Origin of the sequence: Pseudomonas sp. 50_B, assembly GCF_017491625.1 — a bacterium.
Classification (GTDB): Bacteria; Pseudomonadota; Gammaproteobacteria; order Pseudomonadales; family Pseudomonadaceae; genus Aquipseudomonas; species Aquipseudomonas danubii.
This window is the reverse complement of record NZ_JAFGYX010000057.1, coordinates 1-1,223: the sequence shown is the minus strand read 5'-3', so window position 1 is coordinate 1,223 and position 1,223 is coordinate 1. Positions and strand designations below refer to the sequence as shown.

At 65.4% G+C, this 1,223-nt stretch carries 1 protein-coding gene; it reads left to right on the top strand.

The window, feature by feature from the left end:
* Nucleotides 1-1,223: quinoprotein ethanol dehydrogenase (exaA, locus tag J5M73_RS30880; protein ID WP_207816843.1), on the top strand; the 1,223-nt coding region annotated here is incomplete at both ends.

Sequence of the window (1,223 nt, the reverse complement as noted above, 5' to 3'; positions counted from 1 at the left end):
CGCCTGCCGGACGACATCCGCCCGTGCTGCGACGTGGTCAACCGGGGCGCGGCGATCTACGGCGACAAGATCTACTTCGGCACCCTCGACGCCCGGGTCATCGCCCTGGACAAGAACACCGGCAAGGTGGTGTGGAACAAGAAGTTCGGCGACCACAGCGCCGGCTACACCATGACCGGCGCCCCGGTGCTGATCAAGGACAAGACCAGCGGCAAGGTGCTGCTGATCCACGGCAGCTCCGGCGATGAATTCGGCGTGGTCGGCCAGTTGTTCGCCCGCGACCCGGACACCGGCGAAGAGGTGTGGATGCGGCCCTTCGTCGAAGGCCACATGGGCCGCCTGAACGGCAAGGACAGCACCCCCACCGGCGACGTCAAGGCGCCGTCCTGGCCCGATGACAAGACCACCGAAACCGGCAAGGTCGAAGCCTGGAGCCACGGCGGCGGCGCCCCTTGGCAGAGCGCCAGCTTCGATGCCGAAACCAACACCATCATCGTCGGCGCCGGCAACCCCGGCCCGTGGAACACCTGGGCGCGGACCTCGAAAGACGGCAACCCCCACGACTACGACAGCCTGTACACCTCGGGTCAGGTCGGCGTCGACCCGAGCACCGGCGAAGTGAAATGGTTCTACCAGCACACGCCGAACGACGCCTGGGACTTCTCCGGCAACAACGAACTGGTGCTGTTCGACTACAAGAACAAGGACGGCAAGGTGGTCAAGGCCACCGGCCACGCCGACCGCAACGGCTTCTTCTACGTGGTGGACCGCAACAACGGCAAACTGCAGAACGCCTTCCCCTTCGTCGACAACATCACCTGGGCCAGCCACATCGACCTCAAGACCGGGCGCCCCGTAGAGAATCCCGGCCAGCGTCCGGCCAAGCCGCTGCCGGGTGAAACCAAGGGCAAGCCGGTGGAAGTCTCGCCGCCGTTCCTGGGTGGCAAGAACTGGAACCCCATGGCCTACAGCCAGGACACCGGGCTGTTCTACATCCCCGGCAACCAGTGGAAGGAGGAGTACTGGACCGAGGAAGTGAACTACAAGAAAGGCTCGGCCTACCTGGGGATGGGCTTCCGCATCAAGCGCATGTACGACGACCACGTCGGCACCCTGCGCGCCATGGACCCCACCACCGGCAAGCTGGTGTGGGAACACAAGGAGCAGCTGCCGCTGTGGGCCGGCGTCCTGGCGACCAAGGGCAACCTGGTGTTCACCGGCAC